The organism is Bradyrhizobium sp. AUGA SZCCT0160 (assembly GCF_018130105.1).
In the GTDB taxonomy this organism is placed as follows: Bacteria; Pseudomonadota; Alphaproteobacteria; order Rhizobiales; family Xanthobacteraceae; genus Bradyrhizobium.
Genome location: NZ_JAFCMD010000001.1, coordinates 1 through 19,779 on the forward strand (window position 1 = coordinate 1; position 19,779 = coordinate 19,779).

At 57.9% G+C, this 19,779-nt stretch carries 21 protein-coding genes and 1 pseudogene; 9 read left to right on the forward strand and 13 right to left on the reverse strand.

The features are described from left to right. Positions 1-86: 86 nt before the first annotated feature. From JQ558_RS00005 to JQ558_RS00030, 6 genes are all read right to left on the reverse strand, one after another. Complete coding sequence (locus tag JQ558_RS00005) at positions 87-479, reverse strand: phage holin family protein (RefSeq protein ID WP_212212606.1); 393 nt, start codon at positions 477-479, stop codon at positions 87-89. After that, positions 463-1,089, reverse strand: a complete 627-nt coding sequence (locus JQ558_RS00010; RefSeq protein WP_212212603.1) for a YtxH domain-containing protein — start codon at positions 1,087-1,089, stop codon at positions 463-465. The genes JQ558_RS00005 and JQ558_RS00010 overlap by 17 nt, the downstream gene beginning before the upstream one ends. Position 1,090: 1 nt before the next feature. Further along, positions 1,091-2,260 carry a hypothetical protein gene (locus JQ558_RS00015; protein ID WP_212292447.1) on the reverse strand — a complete coding sequence of 390 codons (1,170 nt, stop codon included), beginning with the start codon at positions 2,258-2,260 and terminating at the stop codon, positions 1,091-1,093. 339 nt (positions 2,261-2,599) lie between these two features. Then, positions 2,600-2,743 (reverse strand): hypothetical protein, encoded by a 144-nt coding sequence (locus tag JQ558_RS00020; RefSeq protein ID WP_212274645.1) that lies wholly within the window; start codon positions 2,741-2,743, stop codon positions 2,600-2,602. Between the two features lie 1,289 nt (positions 2,744-4,032). Continuing rightward, on the reverse strand, positions 4,033-4,530 hold the full coding sequence (locus JQ558_RS00025) for a DUF4142 domain-containing protein (RefSeq protein ID WP_212274646.1): 498 nt from the start codon (positions 4,528-4,530) through the stop codon (positions 4,033-4,035). A gap of 425 nt (positions 4,531-4,955) precedes the next feature. After that, positions 4,956-5,459, reverse strand: a complete 504-nt coding sequence (locus JQ558_RS00030) for a ferritin-like domain-containing protein (protein WP_212274647.1) — start codon at positions 5,457-5,459, stop codon at positions 4,956-4,958. A 1,150-nt stretch (positions 5,460-6,609) separates the two neighbouring features. Here JQ558_RS00030 and JQ558_RS00035 point away from each other — a divergent pair. Continuing rightward, positions 6,610-6,843: a hypothetical protein gene (locus tag JQ558_RS00035; RefSeq protein ID WP_212292448.1), complete on the forward strand. Its 234-nt coding sequence runs from the start codon at positions 6,610-6,612 to the stop codon at positions 6,841-6,843. A gap of 603 nt (positions 6,844-7,446) precedes the next feature. Here the strand turns inward: JQ558_RS00035 and JQ558_RS00040 are convergent. Beyond that, positions 7,447-7,782, reverse strand: a complete 336-nt coding sequence (locus tag JQ558_RS00040) for a hypothetical protein (protein WP_212292449.1) — start codon at positions 7,780-7,782, stop codon at positions 7,447-7,449. Positions 7,783-7,981: 199 nt separating this feature from the next. On the opposite strand from JQ558_RS00040, the pseudogene JQ558_RS36950 reads away from it, so the two are divergent. The 3 genes and pseudogenes from JQ558_RS36950 (at position 7,982) to JQ558_RS00050 (ending at position 9,328) form a co-directional block, all read left to right on the forward strand. Continuing rightward, positions 7,982-8,387 (forward strand): annotated as a pseudogene (locus tag JQ558_RS36950) (hypothetical protein). A gap of 127 nt (positions 8,388-8,514) precedes the next feature. Continuing rightward, positions 8,515-8,955 carry a hypothetical protein gene (locus tag JQ558_RS00045; RefSeq protein WP_212292450.1) on the forward strand — a complete coding sequence of 147 codons (441 nt, stop codon included), beginning with the start codon at positions 8,515-8,517 and terminating at the stop codon, positions 8,953-8,955. Positions 8,956-9,088: 133 nt separating this feature from the next. Further along, on the forward strand, positions 9,089-9,328 hold the full coding sequence (locus JQ558_RS00050) for a hypothetical protein (RefSeq protein ID WP_212292451.1): 240 nt from the start codon (positions 9,089-9,091) through the stop codon (positions 9,326-9,328). Between the two features lie 681 nt (positions 9,329-10,009). Here the strand turns inward: JQ558_RS00050 and JQ558_RS00055 are convergent. Beyond that, positions 10,010-10,192 (reverse strand): hypothetical protein, encoded by a 183-nt coding sequence (locus JQ558_RS00055; RefSeq protein WP_212292452.1) that lies wholly within the window; start codon positions 10,190-10,192, stop codon positions 10,010-10,012. 613 nt (positions 10,193-10,805) lie between these two features. Here JQ558_RS00055 and JQ558_RS00060 point away from each other — a divergent pair. The 5 genes from JQ558_RS00060 (at position 10,806) to JQ558_RS00075 (ending at position 13,700) form a co-directional block, all read left to right on the forward strand. Continuing rightward, positions 10,806-11,093 (forward strand): DUF1330 domain-containing protein, encoded by a 288-nt coding sequence (locus JQ558_RS00060; protein WP_212292453.1) that lies wholly within the window; start codon positions 10,806-10,808, stop codon positions 11,091-11,093. Positions 11,094-11,141: 48 nt separating this feature from the next. After that, positions 11,142-11,453 (forward strand): DUF1330 domain-containing protein, encoded by a 312-nt coding sequence (locus JQ558_RS00065; RefSeq protein WP_212292454.1) that lies wholly within the window; start codon positions 11,142-11,144, stop codon positions 11,451-11,453. A 239-nt stretch (positions 11,454-11,692) separates the two neighbouring features. Continuing rightward, entirely contained in the window at positions 11,693-12,193 is a 501-nt protein-coding gene (locus JQ558_RS36955) for an alpha/beta fold hydrolase (RefSeq protein ID WP_249142250.1), read from the forward strand. 70 nt (positions 12,194-12,263) lie between these two features. Further along, positions 12,264-12,998 carry an adenylate/guanylate cyclase domain-containing protein gene (locus JQ558_RS36960; protein WP_249142251.1) on the forward strand — a complete coding sequence of 245 codons (735 nt, stop codon included), beginning with the start codon at positions 12,264-12,266 and terminating at the stop codon, positions 12,996-12,998. Positions 12,999-13,238: 240 nt separating this feature from the next. After that, a complete protein-coding gene (locus tag JQ558_RS00075; RefSeq protein ID WP_212292455.1) occupies positions 13,239-13,700 on the forward strand; it encodes a GNAT family N-acetyltransferase in 462 nt (153 codons plus the stop codon). Between the two features lie 216 nt (positions 13,701-13,916). Here JQ558_RS00075 and JQ558_RS00080 read toward each other — a convergent pair whose 3' ends face one another. The 5 genes from JQ558_RS00080 to JQ558_RS00100 all read right to left on the reverse strand — a co-directional run bounded on the left by JQ558_RS00080 (position 13,917) and on the right by JQ558_RS00100 (position 19,484). Then, positions 13,917-15,194: an OpgC domain-containing protein gene (locus tag JQ558_RS00080; RefSeq protein ID WP_249142252.1), complete on the reverse strand. Its 1,278-nt coding sequence runs from the start codon at positions 15,192-15,194 to the stop codon at positions 13,917-13,919. Between the two features lie 336 nt (positions 15,195-15,530). Beyond that, complete coding sequence (locus JQ558_RS00085) at positions 15,531-15,977, reverse strand: hypothetical protein (protein WP_212292457.1); 447 nt, start codon at positions 15,975-15,977, stop codon at positions 15,531-15,533. 1,390 nt (positions 15,978-17,367) lie between these two features. After that, positions 17,368-18,648, reverse strand: a complete 1,281-nt coding sequence (locus JQ558_RS00090) for a citrate transporter (RefSeq protein ID WP_212292858.1) — start codon at positions 18,646-18,648, stop codon at positions 17,368-17,370. A gap of 456 nt (positions 18,649-19,104) precedes the next feature. Continuing rightward, a complete protein-coding gene (locus tag JQ558_RS00095; protein WP_212292458.1) occupies positions 19,105-19,293 on the reverse strand; it encodes a hypothetical protein in 189 nt (62 codons plus the stop codon). Positions 19,294-19,313: 20 nt separating this feature from the next. After that, positions 19,314-19,484, reverse strand: a complete 171-nt coding sequence (locus tag JQ558_RS00100; RefSeq protein ID WP_212292459.1) for a hypothetical protein — start codon at positions 19,482-19,484, stop codon at positions 19,314-19,316. Between the last annotated feature and the right edge of the window lie 295 nt (positions 19,485-19,779).

Below are 19,779 nucleotides of genomic sequence, written 5' to 3' on the forward strand. Positions count from 1 at the left end.
TCCGATGAGTGCCGCGGAGACCGGATTACGGCGCGCTGCGTTGCCAAGATCCTTGATAAAGTCCGAGCCCTTTTCAGCTATGTCGGTCATCGAACCATCTCCCTCGCTGCCGCTTTGTCTCGTTCGACTTCTTCAATCATCACATTGGGCGCAAGTGCATCGCCCGACAGGCGGTTAAGGCCCACCACGATGAGGGCGATCGATAAGACCGCTGCGCCGCCACCGGCGATGAGATATGCGATGGGCTCGGAAAAGCCGCCCTGTATGAGGGCAGCCGCCGCGGCAAACAACAGTAGGACAAGCGCGGGAATCATGATGACCGCCCCAGCACCCATCATTGCGGCGGCTCTCCCGGCCTGTCCGGCCTTTTCGGAGATTTCGGCGCGAGCCAGCGCAAATTCGCTTCCGATCAGCTTTGCAAGCTGACCAACCGCATCGCTGAACAGTTCCGGGATCGAACGATCAGTTCGAGAAGTCATCGCGGTACCCTCGGTTGTCTGCTGCTGAGGAGCGGCTGTCCGTTCTCATGGCTTGCGAACTCGGGCCGTCGTCAATGGAGGAGCTCTTGAGGAACCGAACGGCACCAAAACCCGCGAGGACCGCCAAGCCAAGGAAGGCCGTCGGTTGACGGCGCGCAAAGGATTGCGCATTCCGGACCACATCGTTCAGGTTACCGTTGCGGATGTGATCGGAAACGCCCTCGATCTGGGAGGCCGCCTTCCGGATGTAGCTGCCCGCGAGCGGGAGATCCGTATCAAACTCCCGTGCCGCGCGCCGCATTGTTTCTGCCAGGTTGCCGACGTATTCCGCGCCGGACGATTTTTGACTGTTGACCGCGTCCTTGAGCTTGTCAGTAGCCTGAGATGCGACATCCTTGGCCGCATCGACGAAATCGGAGGCCTGGCCCTTAATGGTGTCGGTCGAGCTTTCAGCAATATCCTTCGCCTTGTCGGTGAGGTCTCGGCCCGCCGACATGGCCTGCTCGCTCAAACTTTTGGTCGATGCGACCGCGTCGTCAAATTTGGCTCTTGCGGAATCTTGGCCGGAAGACGCCGTGCCTTGATGTGCAGTTCCAATGAGGTCAGCCATGTCAGTTTCCTCCACCGGTATGTGAATGGGTTGACTTGTCCGGATCGAACGCCGTCGTGACAGCGCTTTCCGCCACGCGCCTGACGCGTTGCCCGATCTCGCGGGCCGACTCGTTCAGCTTGTCCGGGGTGAGGCCTTCCGCGCCGGCCTGCCGCGCCACGTTTTCAAAAATTTCGCCCGCTACGCCCTTGGCAGCGTCGAAGCCTTTGGAAGCTGCTTCACTCGCCCGTCTTCTGGCGGCCGTGGCTGCATCGCCCACGAGATCCTCCTCCAGCTCACTCTTGGGAAGTGCACTCGCAATCAGACCTCCAACCAGCAGACCGACGCCCGCGACCAGAAGTGGATTCTGCTGGATCGTGTCCAACATTGTCTTTCCGGCGCGACTGGAATAATCCGCTGCCTTGTCGCGAACACCGCGGGCCGCTTCCAACCCCGCATTCGCCGCGGACGAGGCGGCGTTTCGGGTGGCAGAGGCTACGCCGGCGGCCATATCTCGCGACGAATCCATCGCGGAACCAGCAAGGTCAGACGCACTGTCTTTGATATCGAAGACACGCGTGTTGATCGCGTCACCTGCCGCGGCGGCCGAGTCCTTTAGCCGGTCTGCCAGATTGAGCTCCGCCATCGAGGATGTTGCGGTACGGCGAACCTGGTCCGCGCTCGCGGACAGCGCCTCGCCAGCGCGCCCGGAGGCATCCGAAACCGCGCCCGTTGCCGAACTGACTGCCTCTCCAACCTGTGCCGCCATATCCTGGCTGCGCCGGCCGAGTTCGTCCGATAGACCGGAGGCCATGTCGGAGGCTTTCTGGGTGATCGATTGTCCGCTCTTTGTGCCGGCGAAAAAGATCCCCGCGCCGACCATCAGCACGGGCAACGGAATTGCCCTTGCGAACCTGAAGAGCGGATAGGCGAGGCTTGCGCCCACGGCCACCGCCTGCATCGGGTTGCGACGCGCGGCCGCCGTTATGTCCTCCAACATGCTTTCGCCTTTGGAGCGGACGTAGCTCCTGACTTCCGCCTTGATGCTTTCGGGACTGATGCGCTGGCGAATTTCGCTCGCGGTGTCGGTTACGCTCGCCTTGAGCTGATCGACCGTTTGGGTCAGACCTGCGCGCGTCTGCTCGGTCTCGCGCTGTAGCTCTCGGAGCGATCGATCGGCCGTCTGTTGCATGACCTTGATTCCTTCCTGTGCCGAACTCGGGGACATTCTTATTGTTCCCGACGCGTTTTGACGCTGGCACTTTTGGCGACGGCGGCGATCACGGTCGCGATCCAGGTGGCTACGCGCTCGCGGAGCGCGGCTTCCTGGGTGCGCGGAGAGCTTATTCCGGCATAGGCGCGGAACACCCAGGATTCTGCACCCAGTTCAGACCGCCCGCACAAGCTGATGTTGTCTTACTTCCTTTTCTTAGCCTCAGCCGCGACGCACACTCGCTCTGCGTTGGGCGGCGATGCGCCTGGTTTGCTGACATCAGCGCCTGGCAGGATGGCTGGTTTCTTGGCCTTTGGGTCAACTGTGGTCGGCACACTGGCACCTGCGTTGGGTGCCGGTTTTGCTGGTGTCTTTTCCCATCATTGGTCCGCCGGTCTGAGCCAACGCCAATGAAGGTCTTGCCAAAAAGGAAAGTGCTGCCGCCAGTACTATTTCTTTCATGGACCCCTCCTCCCAGTTAAAATTTCTTTAGTCGTCATAGCGGAGTTCGTTCCGACGGCCCTTGAACAGCCAATGGCTCGCCGCTCGTATCGGCGCTCACGAAATCCGCTGCGGTGACGTCTAGCACCTCTAGGATGCGTCCGCGGCCGCCCCTTTACGGGGAATAGGAACAACCCCTTTCTCAATTGATTGTCGTGCGGAGAAGGAGATTGATTATGTCGATACGCCTCCCTGTCAAATTGCTCATCACAGCTCTTGTGCTTTCGCCCATTGCCTCATTTGCTCAAGGTGGTGGAGGCGGAGGCGGTGGTGGAAGCTCGGGCGGAGCGTCCGCTGGGGGCAGTTCGTCAAGCGGCGCGTCTGCCGGCGGCGCTTCGGGAGGGTCTGTGGGGACCAGTCCCGGAACTGCAGCCCCTAGCGCAGGCTCCGCTGGAGCCGGTAACTCGGCCATCAGCGGTGCCCCGAACGGGCCCGGCAATCCTGCGGGCCTCAACAATTCGTTGAACGACCCCAGTGGGGCGGCCAATTCTGCTGCAGCTCCGAATGCACCGGGCACGAATACGGTGGGGACCGCCAATTCTGGTGGTTCGCCTGGAAATGCTGGCGGGAGAAACTCTGCACCTCGCGGTTCTGTTACAACAGGAACGGCAGGTAACAGAGCTGGCGGCACAAGCACTGGCCGCATCGATGGTACGGTAACGCCAGGCGGCCCATCCACTCCCGCTGACGCGGTAATTAGCCAAGAGAACGCCAAGGTCGATGCAAAGGTGAAAAGTATCTGCAAGGGATGTTAAAAGCGCCCACGGTTAGGCGCAGGATCCGACGTGATTGTGGACCAGGCGTCCACTGAGCAAATTAAAACAATTTCAGCGTATTGCCAAAACGCATCTAGATACGGCTTCGCTCACTTGCTTCTGTAGTTCCGCCCGGCGACTTAAAGTCTCCGGATCTACCGATTGTTGATGGCGGCCCATTTTTGGCCTCCATCCAAAGATTTTCGTTCAATGCAAAGATTCCATACAACAAAGATTCCATACAACATAGCAATGACCAAGCCGGTAAACATTACTAGCACTCTTCGGCGGGTCATCGGGGGCCCCTGCACTTCTCTCGGTAACGGCAGCGGCTTCCTTCGCCCTGTTCTCCCAGCTTGTCATTATTTAAAGCCGCCGCGGCTATTAGCCTGAGTACCTTGCTCATAAGAAGACCCTCCATCTGAGAGATTTCAAGCACCGGTAAGACATTACTTAGGTGCAGACGGCCTTCTGGGAGCCTACCGGCGGCAATTATTACTTACCGACCTGCAACGATTTTGCGCCATCGAGGTGTTTCCGTAACGTATCGATTTGACCTGAGGCATATTCGCCGGCTGCATCCTTGAGCTTAGACGCCTTCATGTATTCGGCGATATCTTTCTGATGATCGGCCACCATGTGGGTAGCGAACATTTTGTCAAAAGCTGAACCGGACATTCTAGACATCTTGTCATAGTCGGCATTTTGCTTCGCATTCGGGCCGGTTGGTGGGTTTACCCCCACGCCCTTGGCAGCGTCCAAAGCCTTCTGATTGGCGGCGGCGTGGTCTGCAGAAAGCATCTTGCCATACGCTTTGACGTCATCGCTTTGACCATTCTTTTGTGCAAGGTCTCCCATGCTAACTTCAGCGAAATTGCCCTCGATTGCCTTCTTGAGGAAGGCCTGGCTGGGCTTGTCTTTCGCCTGAGCGCTGGCTATCGCGATCGAAAACAGGATGGTTGCTGTCCCAAGGGACGATATGATTCCTGTCATAGGAAATCTCCTACATATTTATTCCCTGAACGCACAATTGACCAAAGAGGTTCCAAATTTTTACAAGGGCGCTCTTTTAGCAAGCATCATTGGACGCTGCTGCTAGGTGTAAGGGGAAGCGACGATGCAAAACACCGGTCTGATCATCGGCATCACAATAAAGATAGTTGTGTGCGGCGTAACGGCTGCTGCAATGCTTCTTTATCTGCCGGGATAAGCACACGAACCAACCAGCCAACGGCTAGCCCGGCTCCCTTCCCACTGGAACGTTCCCGCGAACGCTAGGCTAATTAGCCCCAAAAAAGAAGCTACGACGCTCATAGGATGAATCACCGGGATGGTTTGCAGCGTTCACGCGACCTCATGTAAGAGAGAGGGCTGCCACTGGAATCTGACAGCCCTACACTCCTGCGCTTCATTAAAAATTACGCCGCCTTGCGGTTCACACTCTTGAGTGCCATCGCGTTCAGCTTGCTGTCAGCCGCCTTTTCCTCATCGAGATTTTGCTGCAGCAGTAACGCGCAGTCACTGCGGCCAAGCATATTCGCCCATGCGATTAACGTTCCGTAACGTGTGATTTCGTAGTGCTCGACTGCTTGGGCTGCAGCAATCAGGGCCGCGTCGAGCACGCTCTTGTCGTCCACGTCGCCGGCAACCTCGCTGGCTTCGTCCAGGATGCCGTCGATGGCGGGGCAATCGACGCCCGTGGCTTCGACACCGTGCATTTGGAATACTTTCTCGAGGCGGACAATCTGTTCCTCGGTCTGGGCAAGATGGGTCTCAAAGCCGTTCCTGAGGGTTTGGTCAGTCGCCTTCTCGATCATGTCCGGAAGACTTTTCGCGATCTGCTGCTCTGCGTAATAGATATCGCGCAGAGTATGGACGAAGAGATCGTCGAGGGTTTTAATGTCTTTGGTAAAAAAGCCCATGGCTTCCTCCCTGAGGGTTTCATTGAGAAACAAACCAGTTGGGAGAACTAGTGTTCCTATCGCCGTTACAAGGCTAATTCTTGGACCCCACTCCAAGGCGATCTTCTGGGCAGCCTCGATAGCTGCGGTTGATCGGCACCTAGGGACAGGGCCGCCGAGCTCCCGCAGGCCTGCGGGCCACCCCCGCGATCACCTGATCCTCCGCAAGTTTGCTGGCAGGCCTGCTGTAAGCTCGCTTCCGAATTCTGCTTTCAAAGCCGGTAGCCCGATTCCCAAGGCCTCAGCAATGTCGACATCCCGCGCGCCAAGGGCGGCCATTGCCGAAACAAACCGCGGAGCTCGATTTGCCACCCCTTGGACTGAATACATTTCCATTGCCAGTGCGCTAGCCAAGCTCCCCAAGTCGTCCGGATGCGGTTTTGACGGTCGCTGAAGCAGCCAGTGGCTCCGCGTTGCATGGGCGAGCAAATCGCCATAGTTCACGCCAAAAGCGCCAAGGATCTCCTCGAGGGGCTGGTTCGTCCCGGCGAAGTAAGCCTTGCCAATCTCATCCCAATTAGCACTAGCGGCCCGCGGCTTGCGGCCTGCACCCTTCCTAAAGCCACCGCGGCCCGTGCCTTTTGATTTCGTCACTGCTTTTCCACCTTTCCGTATGATTTGAAACTACGAGAAGTGCCAGTAGATCGGTGGTTTCCTGTACATTTCACCCCTTTGAATAGGTGATTGAGGATCTCCCCGGGGCGAAAAAATCTCTGCGTGCCAGCCCCTGTGGTGGAAACCCAAAGCTCACCTTCCAAGACCAACCCGCCCCCCCGGCATCAAACCTTCAATACAAACTCGCCGTTGCGTGGCCGACCATTGCCGGCTGGACGAGTCGCGCAAGTCGAATCAATGAATTCCAGCGCCACTCCTCGAGGTCGCTCGCATATCGCAGCATCGAGTTCCGAAATTCTTCTCCATTGACGTCAGGCCGCGACCCAGCAGCGCATTGCCATGACCTAGCGCGCTCGGCGCCGGTTTTCGGCCGGGGCCGCACTTTAAGTTTTGGTGGATCTACCTCACTCATGCGCGCGGCCTCGATAGCTGCCAGACCGGCACCGCGTTGCGGAGCGCCGTCCGGCGGTATAAGGTTGCAAGATTCCAGATTCTGATGGCGGTTCGACTGCTGGGCAATAAAAGCCCAATTCCCAAATGGAACGCTAATGCAATGGATAAGTACTGCGAAGCTATTTGCGAGAGCCTCTGGGACTCCTCAAAAGCTGACGCGTTGTTCGACAAGGCCCTTACAGCAATCGATGCGGTAGCTGGAGCGAGTCTGGATCGCGATAAACTTCACGAAGCTAAGTTCACCGAAGAGCTGATGCTGCATTGCGCTACATTGTGATTCCTACAAAGCGTGCTTTCTCTCGGCTCGCTCCAGCGCGGCAATCGGATTAGGTTCGAAAATACTGAGGCCGGCATCACGCAAACGTTGGAGCAGCTATCGCGCGCCTATATCGGCCGCGGCGCGACCTCGTCGGCGAGATCCTGCGACATGCTGCGGATTGGTCGACGCGGAGGTCTGCAGTCGTCATATTGACCAACGAATACCAGCTAACACCGTTCACCGTGTGGCCCTTTTCCGCCTCGGGGCCTAAGCGAGCTGGACATGGCACAGGGCCAAGACGGCTCCGACGCGATCGGAATAGTCGTTGATTGGATCGACGCCTGTAAAGAGCGACGCCTTTCGGCGATGAAATCCCGGCTTATCACTTCACGGGAATAATTGCCTTCAACGCCTCGTCGCCTGCCGCTGTTCTACAATACGTTCGGCCGTCAGGCTGCTTCTTTATCCACCCCTTCACCACCATGTTGGCGATAAGAACCTTGCCCGCGGGATACAGCTTTTCTGGAGGAAGACCACGGGTGAGGCTCAACTTCTGCAATACGGCGCGCTCGTTGGCTCGCGGTATGTGCGGTGGCTGCGGTGACACTGTCGGTCCTGCGCTTATTTCTTGAGAACGCCCGCGTCTGTATTGCCAAGATTTTGCGTGGCCGCTTTTGCTGCGGGAGTATCAACGGCATTGCCGTGCGTAGCAGCAGGCCCAGCAGAGGGACGGTTTGGCGGCGCGCCGAGGTTATTTCCGGTCGTCCCGCGGTTGAGCGCATTTGACGTATTCGGGCCAGGCGATCCGCCGGTCCCGCTGATGGTGTTTCCGTTCGAAAGCGTGGAGCCGGCCGCGCCGCCCGCCCCGGTCGATCCGGCGCTGCCGGCCGAACTTTGCGCGCAGGCGAGCGAACAGGTACCGAGATAAAGGGCCGCAACTACCGACGCCGTTTTCATATCCGCCGCTCCTCCATCAGATGTGCGAGCCCAGCTCCTCTTGCCTGCCGCCGGAGCGATAATTTGCGGCAACGACCTTCGTTCCTCGGCTCAGAAACCAAACTTTTGTCCACACCCACGAGGGCCAGTATCGGCCGATGGGCTCGCCCCCAGACGTTGATAATTTGCGGTAAGCGAACAGCCGCGCTTTTATGTGCCGATGAGCACCCGATCTCGCGCGTATCTGTTCGGCTCAAGCGTTCGAGCGAAGTCTGAGGAAGCAACAAGGGCGCGGAAGAATGTAGACCGCCTCGCCTGCGAGGCTTGGAACGTGCGAATGTTGGGCTTTCGAGGCCCAGCGCAACCCTCCCCGGCGATCGGCGACGCTTTGAACGCGGGCTACGGCTACCTCGAAGTGAAGTGCCTCGGATGCAACACCAGTAGCCCTCGACATCATTCGCCGTCAAACGACGCCGGTGCACGAGCTTGAGCGTTACATGCGCTGCAGGGACTGTTCCGATCTGCGCCGCTACCCTTATAAAAGAAGCCAGCTTATTGCATTGCATCCGAACAAGATTTCGGCAAACGCGCTCGCTTCTGAAATGTCACCGGGCGACCGGGACTGAAAATGTGCAATCTCGATCCAATCAAGCTGCAATCGCTGAAGCGCACCCGCTGCGCCGGTCGTAACTGTTCAAAACTATACACAGAAACAAAGGGTCGCCTCTCCGCCTTGTCATGCCGGAGAATTTGATGCCCGTCGCGATAGCACTAATTGTTGGCGTAGTGGTGCTTGCGACAGCTCTCATCGGCCTGGTTTGGGCGATGATCTTCTTGCTGCCGTTTTATGCCTCCGTCGCCTTGGCTTTCTATTTGGTGTGGCGGAGCAACCGTAAACACGCCCAGTTGTCAGCGTCGGTAGAGCGGGAAGCTGATAGGCAGCGATTGTTCAACGAGCAAGAAATGCGCTTGCGCAGCTCTTTTGAACAGGAAAGTCGACCCACGCCTCGACGAGAACGGTGTTACGACGGTTCGATAGCTCACGTGATCCACCAAAGAGGTGACACCCGAAGCGGGGCCCTGATGTTTCGCCTACCGCGAGTGCCGAATTACCTTGGCATGAACATTCTCCGCTTCACTTTCGAATCTGATAAGGCGCAGTTCATCGTACGCTGCACGCGGTTCCTTGGGTGACGACGGCAAGATCGACCTGCAATATCGACCTGCTATCATGCCTCGCCGGGGCACGCCTCTCGCAAGAGGAACCCGAGTTGGCCTTGTTTTGTTAGGTATGGGCCGAGCGGCCCCCAAACAGCCGAGCCAACCTATGCCCAAGGTCCTCGTTTCAATGCCGGAATTGCAGCGTCGAGCGTTGTTAGAAGTGAGAAAGCAGCCCGGCTGTCACAACGTCCAGGACATATTGATCAATCGTGTTGCAAGGCACGCTGAAAATAACTGGTCGCTGTGTGTGCTCGCAGCGGGCACGGCAGATGCCAATACCGCCGCGCGCGCGGCGGTTCACGTCCAAACTGTTTTGCGCCGGGAATATGATCTGCTGATGGATTGATCTGTAGGTCTATAAATGGAAGCCGGAGATCAAATGGACCACCGCTTCACAATCTCGATATTCACGATTGAGATCAACGACAGGCCAACGCTTGCGTTGCAGGCTAAGAGGCACGCGGACGCGGAACGTCTTTGCGAACACGGCAGGTTACGCACAAAGTTGAGCACAATCACGTCTCATGGGACGCCGTTGTGCGACGCCACGGCCACGATGAAGGTCAGATTGGCTACCGCCGAAGAAGCAGCTCTTTATCGGCGAGCAACGCAATCGACCGAGCCATCAGGTGACACTAACGTTGTGTATCTTGTGGATCTCGATGGATAGGCCGCGAGTGTACGCTTTGCTACCCTATGAACTGACATCATCAGATTAGCCGGTCTGGTCCGAAACGTGCCAATAGCGGAATGGAGTGAGGTTTTCGATCAACCCGTCGGCGTTAGGCACACAAGCATCCAATCAAACGCTTGTCCCAATAATAAAGCAAAACACGGAATCCCCAAGGCCAAGGTTCAGAGCCCAGGCCAATTAATCCGCCGGCTGCAGAGGTGGCTACGGCCGTCAGGACTTTCGCGATCATGCTCGACTTTTCGCAGGGCGCGTCACCTCAGCCAACTATCGGCCCGGTTGGCCTGCATGTTTCTTGCACGGAAACGCCGCGCGGGGTCTGTTGTATAGTTCACCCTACTGTTTTTCTTTTGCGCTTTTTCCATCGGAGCTTTTAGAGCGCTCTTCGAAGCGATCAGCGCCCTTAGCTAGGTCGTGCCCCGTCTTGCTCTCGTTTTTCGCTTCTTCCTTAGCAGTCGCCTCGCGCAAGCCTTCAGCGGCCCGTTCCCCCGCTTTTGATGATTTTCGTTCGTCATCCATTTGATGCTCCTTCCCTGATAAATACGCTTCTCCAGGAATACTTCTGTGTCTATCCCAGTTAAACCGTAACAATTTTCAATCAGTTCGCATGGACATTGTTCCAGTTCCGTTGAGGCTCGTGCGCCTCCTGGCGTAAAGGTGACCTCAGTCGAGGCGCGCGGTCCATGTCCGCCAAACAGCCGAAAAGCCGACATCGAAGATTACAAGCAGCATGTCCGCTAAGGCTCATTCGCGTCGGTTTGACCGGACCACGGCGACTTCTGGTCTACCCCGGTGAACGGACATTCTCAGGATAGGCAAAGTATATCTCAAGGTGCCAAAGCAGAGTTAGACCCGATCAGCGCACGAGGTTGCCAGACGATGCAATTCTTCTCGATGAATCAGCAAAATTCTCCATAGACGGGGTAGAACTGCTATCGTCGCACGAGCTGCGGCGGCCTAGGGAGCGCATGGTGGCGTTATCCTCGACCTTCGTTGTCGAGCGCGACGGTTACTACAAATGCGAAGGTGGAGCCGGCGCATGGCGGAGGGCTCGATCCGGCTGTCGGGCAAATAGGCACTCCGCGCTCGGAGTATGCAAATGTGGGTCCATTAACGTCGAATGGAGGTTCATATGCCCGCCTATTTCATTGTCCAAGGTACGATCGAGGACGCAGCCCAGTATCAGAAATACGTGCAAGCCGTCGTGCCGTTCATCGCCAACTTCGGCGGAACGCTTCTTGCCAGACGTGCAAAGGTGGAAGTGCTGGAGGGCGAGCATGACGAGCGGCCAGTCGTTATGTTTGAGTTTCCGAACATGGAGGCGATTCACGCGTTCTGGAATTCGCCGGATTACGTTCCGATCAAGAAACTGCGTGAGGGGATAGCCACGCTAAACATTTGGGCCTTTGCCGGCTCCTGATCGTTTTGGATCGGGAGGCGGCGTCGAGCGCTTATTCGGAGAGAGGCGATGGCAGCCTATGTAATCTTTGATGTGCCACCGGGCGGTGATCTTGAAGCAATGAAGCCCTATAGGGAGAAGGCGTTCAATACTTTAATTCCTTACGGCGGCAGAACCATCGTTCGAACCAACGACATCGACGTACGGGAAGTCAGACGCGATAAGGGCTGGACGCCGACCCGCCTGCTCATTGTTGAGTTTCCCACGCTACCAGCGGCGCGCGCTTGGTATGAGTCACCGGCATATCAGGCGCTCCTTCCGTTAAGGCTCAATGCCAGAGGGCCCGACAACATGGTGATCGTCGGCGGGATCGAAGATTAAGAGCGGCTTCAAAACCTTCTCCAGCGGGAGCTATGTCCGCTTCGGGTCAAAGGCAACGTTTGGCAATAGGCCGATCACTTCCGGTCTTCCCCAAACAATGGACGTCCTCCACCGGTCCGCCTGGTCCGTTTCGTGCCAACATCAGACTTTCCGTTTTCCGATGGGCGAAATTGTCTGCTATGGTTCAGGTCGGAAGTCGGAGTTCAGCTAGGAATCCTCGCGCGCGAGTGGGGTCGTCCATGCACCCGGTTACGCAGTACGCCAGGAGTGGTGACGTTCACATCGCCTATCAGGCGTTTGGCGATGGCCCGATAAATCTGGTTCTGGTTCCTGGGTTCGTGTCGAACGTGGAAAACTACTGGGACCAACCTGACTTCGCTCGCTTTCTGAGTCGCTTGGCCGGCTACGCCCGCGTGGTGACCTTCGATAAGCGCGGCACCGGCATGTCAGATCGTGTCGCTGAGCTTCCCGGCCTCGACCAGCGCATGGACGACCTCCGAGCGGTCATGGATGCCGTCGGCATGGAGCAGGCCGCGCTGCTCGGGATTTCCGAAGGTGCCCCGCTGTCCATTTTATTTGCGGCGACCTACCCTCACCGTTGCCGCGCGCTGGTCCTCTATGGCAGCTTCTCGCGGTTTTCTTCCGACCGAGGAAGCGCTCGCGGCTTTCTTCGGCTATGTCGAGCAGGCTTGGGGCACCGGCCGCAGCCTGCAGAGATTCGCGCCCACGCGCGCGGATGACGCGGCCTTCCAGCGCTGGTGGGGGCGGAACGAGCGGCTCGGCGCCAGCCCAGCCGCCGTGGCCGCTCTCATGCGCATGAATAGCCAAATCGAAATCAGCGGGATTCTTCCGGCCGTTCGGGTACCAACTCTCGTGATTCACCGGACCGGAGACAAGACTGTCAGCGTTGAGGGGGGACGCGATGTAGCAGCGCATATTCCCGGCGCTCGCCTCATGGAGTTTCCCGGCATCGACCACCTTTTTTACGTTGGTGAGAGCGCCGACGAAATCGCGGATGCCATCGAGGAGTTTTTGACAGGATCACGGGCTCCGGTTGCCATCGATCGTGTCCTCGCGACGGTCCTCTTCACGGATATCGTCGGCTCTACCGAGAAGGCTGCCGCACTCGGGGACCAGCGCTGGCGTGATCTCTTGGATAATCATCACGCCACGATCCGTCGCAATCTCGCACGCTTTCACGGCCGTGAGGTCAAAACGACCGGCGACGGATTTCTCGCTACGTTTGATGGTCCAGCGCGCGGTGTTCGTTGCGCCTGCGCCATTGCCGAGGAGATCAGGCCGCTCGGCATTGAAATCCGTGCCGGGCTCCATACCGGCGAGTGTGAAATGATCGGCGACGATGTTGGCGGTATCGCGGTCCACATCGGGGCCCGCGTTGCGGCGCTTGCCGGTTCAAGCGAGGTTTTGGTATCGAGCACCGTGAAGGATTTGGTAGCCGGGTCTGGGTTGCGTTTTGGCGACCGCGGTATCCAATCCCTTAAGGGGATCCCTGGCGAATGGCGTGTCTTCGTAGCTGAACGTTAAAGAACGCAACGCCGGCATCAACCAATATTGGTTGTCTCCCGAGATGGTCTGTTATGGGTCAAACTGAGAAGTCGGGGCGTCCAAACGGCAAGTCAGCTTTACCCCCAACTCCGGACATCGCGCTGCACCGCACTAACTGACGCTACGTGCCAACAGGCGACATCGAAGGCTTGGCCTGATATATAAGCGAGGCCGCCATCGGGAGGCGGCATCGAACGCGACGACTCGGATGCAGGATCAATGGAATGTAGTATCCGCCCTGCGCTTGAAGATGAGGCCGACCAAATAAGCGCGGTCATTTTGCGCGCACTGCGCGAAACGAATGCGAAGGACTATACAGACGAGATCATCGAGAGGGTCGAGCGTAGTTTCAGCCCGAGCGCCGTGCTGCAACTGATCGGCAAGCGCACCGTGTTTGTTGCTACCGTTGGCAATCGCGTCGTTGGAACAGCAAGTCTTGACGAAAGTGTAGTCCGTACAGTCTTCGTGGCTCCCGATGCTCAGGCTCAAGGGATCGGCAAGCTTCTGATGGCCGAGGTTGAGCGCACAGCGAGGGGGCGAAACATCCCTTCGTTGACCGTCCCGTCCTCAGTCACCGCCGAATCGTTCTACGCGCGGCTTGGGTTCACGGCCGTGCGCGACAGCTACTACGGGGATGAGCGCACGATCATCATGGAACGATCACTCAACGACCCTTTGTAGGTCTGATGTGGGTCAATCGCGTCAGTTTGGTCGCCGTAAGACTCTTCCGGTTTTTCCCCGGAAGCGGACATCGTCATGGCCGGTCGGCATGTCTCATAAGTGGCAGGAGCGGACGTGCACTTCCAATTCGTTTAATCATCGGTCGTCAATCTCCGTGACCTACTGCGTCTTTCATTGTCATTTTCCGAGATAGTAGCCTCAAGCCAATGGGTGTGGCTACCTGGGTTTGACCCTGGTCGAACTCAGCAGCGTTGCAGCCGCGATCATCATCAGAATGCCTGCGAGACTGAGCACGATCTGCGTCGGAAGCGTATCCGAGATGTCGAGCAGCGCGATGTGGCTGGCGAGCGCCAGCAGGACACCGAGGCAATAGATCGCCAGCGAATTTTCGCCACAGCGGATCGCTCCGCGCATCACCGGCGTCGTCAGCCCTCGCCAATTGCGCGGCACGAGCCATATCGCCATGATCGCAAGGGCTAAAAAATGCAGCAATCGCAACGGATCGAGATTCGATTTGCCCGCCTGGTAAAGCAGCTTCGCCAGCGTTGGCGGGACCAGCGCTTCCAGGGGTTTGACGCTCCAGCTCAATGCGATGATCAGGCTAAAAACCAGATAGAGAACCGCAAGCACAAGCACCGCGCGCAAGGTTAGCCACGGCCAGTATCTGTTGCCCTCCGTGACACACCACGCGCCAAGCACAAACAGCAACTGCCAGGCCAGCGGATTGAAGAACCAGACGCCGTTCGGCCATGCCGGGACGGTCCAGCCGAAGACGTGCACCAGCGCATAAAGCGACAGCGAGGCGGAGAGCGCAAGGTTCGGCATTCGCAGCAGCAGCCACAAGAGCGGCGCGAACAAAAGGTGATAAATCACGAAGAGTGGCAAGACGTCGGTGTTGACGGGTCGGTATTGGAGGATCGCGGCATGCGCGAACGTCGCGCCCGGATGTTCCAGCAGAATGCGCGTATTGCTCTCGTCGGCCACCCGGCCGCCGCCTGCGAGGTAGACCATGATGGCGCAAGCGAGGGTCAGCAGCAGAAATGCGGCGTAGATGTCCCAGCTTCGCCGCAGCGTTCGGTTGATCACGCCGTTCCAACCGTCGCGCGAACGCGCCTGGCCGTAGGCCAGCGCGCAGGTCACACCCGAGACGAACATGAACACTTCCGCGCTATCGCTGAAGCCGTAGTTCCGCAGCGTCAGCCAGCTTCCGATGTTGTTGGGGACATGATTCAGAAATATGAGCCAGAGCGCGATGCCGCGGCAAGCATCGATACGCAGGTCCCGGCGGGGCCCTTTCTGCTCTGGCAGCGTGCCTGCCAATGGCTGCGCTGGTGTCGCGGGCAACTCGGGTTCAAGCTGCAGATGCCGACCGCTCAACACCTTGGCGCTGCGTTCGATCTCCGCCAGCGTCAGCCCGATGCCGGTTTTCGACGTGGCGCTACCGCAATGCTCGTCACGGTCGACCGGCGCGTCACTATCGGGACACCATTGCATCGACTCCCGGGCATCGGACAAATCGATCGAACCGATTGTTACCACCTCGACGGAACTGCTGGGAGGCGGCGCAGGCACCATCATCATGGTGGCAACGGGCCGAAAGGACCGAAACGGTAAATCTTCAATCGACTCTTCGTCGATAATAATAACTTCATACGAGCCCGCCGGTAACAGCCGCTCAGCGCTCGCGATCCGGAATGGGTGCTCGAACACGACCGTTTCATGTCGCGATCGGGTTATCGTCATGATGAATCTCGCACGCTGGCGACTAGGCGCTGTCGCAGCGGATCTCAGCCGGCAGATAGAGCGGGCGCTGAACGCTCATTGCCGAGGCTATTCAGCACGTCGCGCGAAAGTGTTTCCATTGCAAACTGAAACCGGAGACTCCGCCTCGAAGCCCCGCGCGCCGGGGCCAATGCTTATCGAATATTTGTTGCCGTCTCGACAGCCAATGTTCCAGCTGTCGACCCCGGATTCGGTACCTCCTTGATACATGGCCAGAACCACAGCACGGCAAGCCTGCTTTCGATTTTTCAAAACGGAGGCCCAGAAGGCGAGACGCTTTTCCTGATCCAGTTCAAGTATTCTGGTCGTCATTCGGTTAGCGGTGTGAGCCGCATCCAAAGGCTCGGGAGCTGGGGCGCTGGACGATATGGCTGGTGACGTGGTGGCATCCGCCTTTCCAAAAAGCAGATCGGCATCCAGACCAAACCCGGCAACCAGCCAGACGACGAAACTCGCGGCGGCCAACAGGAACAAGACAGGCGAATGCTTCATCATGTCTTTCCTCACGAAGATGAGACATGGGCGGCCATCGCGGCGGCGCGAGGTCGCAGAAAACTGACAACGAAATGCGGTGTAATCGCTACCACCGCCCGCGTGCCCGTCCCGAAATTTGATGAGCGGCTAACCTAACGATGGTGTCGCATCATCGAGAGCGGGTTCAAGCACCGGCTCTGTCCGTCGTCGAAAAGACGCTAGGTAGGGCTGACTTACACCTTTTGAAACCGTGTCAGCTCGGTTTGCGCCTCGTTGCGTTGCCAAGCGGCGAGACAAGAAGCGGAGCAACATGGCACCCACTGGCTGGATGTCAGATTCGATCACTCGCGATCTGATCGAGCGGCGCACCTTGATCCAGTATTGGGCAAACACAATTCACGAATTATGAACGCGTAGAGGTTTCATAAGCCGCTGGGAGCGCAGCGGCGCGCGAGCAAGCCCGATCGTGACGAAAGAACGTTCGGTTCCTAGCATTTAACTAACGCCGGTCTTACGGAGGTCCGCTTTGTGCCAGCATGCGACCCGATCACATCAACAAATGAAGGAGGCCGCCAACTTTGGCGGCCTTCTCAAAATCAGACTGAAAGGAGGAACGAGCCATTCTCGCTTCTGCCGAGGCCATGCAGTTCGATGGACATTGCAGCCTTTGTGCAGTCCCCCTCGGACAAAAAACGATATGCCAAATTGCTGCCAAATTCTTTGACGACCAACGATATAAGCACCCGCGGTATAAGAGGCGCGAATTGGAAGAGATCGATCAACGGTTCGAGACGTTTCCCGACCTGATTTACAACTGGATAGTCTGGGATCGAAACGAGGATGACTTCGCAGAGGTCGGAACGCACCAGCTCCGTTCACTGAGCGAGGCTAATGCCAGGGCGTTTTGCAGTCTCTTGAACCGGCTCTTTTCTAAAGAACAAAGGGGGCAATGAACCCTTCGCGTTCAGAATCCAGGTGGCCCGGCCAGGAAGTCAGAAAATCGGAAACCCTGCTTGCCCTCGCATTGCAACCCAGCGTAGGTTAAATGAGTTTCAAGACAGCAGCGGGTTCGGCCGTCACTCATCGGCCCGATAAAAAGGACTAGTAGAACATCCATGGTCGAGCCAGCGCTGCTCCGCTATCTCGTCAGACAGAATGGTAGTGGCGACAAGTGGATGGTTTGGGATCGTTTGTTAAAGCGACCCGCCCTGCTGGAGACCCAAGAGCTGGATAACTTGGCCTTCTCGGCCGCGGAGACGCGCTAAGAGACGCCCTGAACGCAGACGAAAAGAAGGGCCCATAGCTACTTATCTAACGGCTTCTCGAAGGGTTCGCGTCCGGTGCCGGGAACGAAGAAATAATCGCGGAGCAGCTGACCAAATGCCGACCTTCCATCCGCGCTAGGCTCGCCTTACAGCTGGCCAGCCACGCTCAGTTGATAGTTCACATCTAGCTCAGCGCGCTTTTTGTGTGGAGGGTCAGGATTCCAACCAACAATGGCGAACATAACGAAGAAGCCCACAATGTACGCAACCGCGACAAACCAGCCGTGGCGCAGCCACAGGCCGACCGACTTGGCCTCCGGATACATATTGGAGATCGCGACCCCGGCAGACGAGCCGAACCAGATCATCGAACCGCCGAAGCCCACGGAATATGCAAGAAAACCCCAGTCATAGCCGCCCTGCTTGAGCGCAAGCGCCGTCAGCGGGATGTTGTCGAACACCGAAGACAGGAAGCCGAGCCCCAGCGCGGTTTGCCACGAGGCGACAGGCAATTCCTCGACCGGCATAAAGGACGCATTGATGACAAGGACCAGAAGGAAGACCGTGCCCTTGAACGTTTCCGGCATGATCGCCCAATCCGGCCGACGCAGCGGCGCGGCCGCGAGAATGACGATCCACACCGCAAGTCCGATCACGGGGACGGCATCGAGCACCGCTGGAAATTTCAGGTTGGCGATGACGTTGGCCACAACGGCGATGGTCAGGATTGCAGCGACAATTCCCACATAGGTCCAATCGATGTACCGGCCGCGCTGGGCATCCTTCTCTATTGGAGAATGGCGGTGCTGGATCAGCGAAGCCGGTATCCCGTAGATCAGGAAGCCGGCGACGGCGGCGACGTAGGCCTCGATGACACGAAGCGGGCCGATGCCGTCGATCCACATCATGGTGGTGGTGGTATCGCCGACGACGCTGCCAGCGCCGCCAGCATTGGCGGCCGCAACGATGGCGGCAAGGTAACCGATATGTACCTTGCCCTTGAACACGTGCCGCGCCATCGTGCCGCCGATCAGGGCCGCGGCAATATTATCGAGGAAGCCCGACATCACGAAAACAATGGCAAGCAGAACCAGGCTGCCGCTCCAGCCGTCTGGCAGGACCGCGGGCATCGCGTCGGGGATTCGGCTGTTCTCGAAATGCCGCGACAGGATGGCGAAACCCATCAGCAGCAGAAACAAATTGGCGAGAACAATCCATTCGTGGTGAAGCTGGAACATCAGGCCTATCAGGCCCCCGCCTTGCCGGAAGCCGGTAAACAGCAGCTTGTAAAGCGTAACGGCCGCGAGCCCGGTCAACGCCACCTCAAGCGTCTTGTGGTGGAACACGGCGACGCCGAGCAGCGTCAGGCCGAACAGAATGAAATCAATGGGAACGCCGAACAGGTAGATGGGCTGAGCCGAGTACACGCCGGTCGTGGATGCTGCCGCGGCTGGATGTGCGAACAGGACGCCCGAGAGGACCACTGCGGCGACAACAAGCAGCAGGGGCACATTCACAGCCCACCCGGCGAGGGATTGGGCACGGAGAAATTTTTCGTCTGATGGCGGACGGTTCATTGGGGCGCACGCTTTCCGCGTGGCGGCCCGACCATCGCTTTGACCTGTCACTGCCACATGCAGCGAGCACCCGATCACCGTTCTACACGCCAACCGAAAGAAATCAATGTGTGCCAGAGGTTTGTCCGCTCTGGGGTCAAAGCTGCCTTGACGGGCGCGAAACGCAACTCCGAGTCCCCCGAAAGCAGACATCCGGAAGGCAAGCAGGGATGTTTCTCAAAAATGCCAGCAGGCGACATGGGATCGCACCGACAAATGAGAGGCCAACTTGAGGCGGCCTCTCAATTCGGGTTTGCGGAACCGGCATTATCGCATGTGCAGGCTCATGGATGGTTTTGACGTTACCGGCTGGTGCACGGCGTCCATCAAACGGCCGCCCAAACCTTGCAAGTACTTTTCGGCGGCATCGATTGCCATGCTGAGCATACTACCACCGCTGACGACATCGAGTTCGTTGATGCTCAGCTCACAGGCTTCATGGATAGACTTGGTCATGTCTCTCTCCTGCCGTTCCATTATTTATGAACGGGGTCAGTCGGGCGGTCGGTCGAACGGCGAAGGTCGCCGGGCCCTCCAAAGAGGCCACGGAGCCAGCTGATAATGCCCCCGGCGCTGATCGCCTCCAGTTCGGCATCCGTCAACGCGTCGATTTCCGAGTACGAAATTTCGTCTTTTGAATTGATCATTGCAGTTCTCCTGTTGCTCGGGAGGGGCATCCCTCAATCCGTGATCGAAGAGTACCCGGGCTCCGTTTCTCCCAGCTGTGCTGAACGTCACACAGACATCACTCTTCAGATCAGGCCACGGCATTTCAAACTGGGTAGGGGGCGAAACAGGCTAGTACCTTGCCGCCCGTAGGAACGGATCGTGACCTTGGACCAATTCAGAAACATGGCTGTCGTTGGCCGCAAGTTGGCTATGGGTCATTTTCAGAACCTCGCTTCACGCGTGCGAAGTCCGCTTCAACCCATCAAACGCGAC